The following is a 305-nucleotide window of genomic DNA, read 5'->3' on the forward strand; positions in this document are numbered from 1 at the left end:
AGGCCGCGGCGACCAAGGTGACAAAATCAACGGCCAAACGCGCCAAGCGCGGCGGAAAATCCATCGATCTTACCACAACGGCCTCGATTCATCCCGGCAAGATCGCTGTGGCGACCCCCGCTGCCGCCGGCGACGGCCAGTATTCGGCGATCATTGCCCGCTATGCCGCGAGCTATGGCGTGCCGGTGTCGCTGGCCACGGCCGTCATCAAGATCGAAAGCAACTTTCGGCCGAACATGGTCGGCGGCGCCGGCGAGATCGGCCTGATGCAGATCAAGCCGGCCACGGCCCGCATGATGGGTTAC

General features: G+C 64.3%; 1 protein-coding gene. It reads left to right on the top strand.

Features of this window, described 5'->3' with window-relative positions:
- The coding region (locus tag EN852_RS38665) for a transglycosylase SLT domain-containing protein (protein WP_135879893.1) at positions 1–305 on the top strand (305 nt) is incomplete at both ends.

Origin of the sequence: Mesorhizobium sp. M2E.F.Ca.ET.209.01.1.1 (assembly GCF_004010375.2) — a bacterium.
GTDB lineage: Bacteria > Pseudomonadota > Alphaproteobacteria > Rhizobiales > Rhizobiaceae > Mesorhizobium.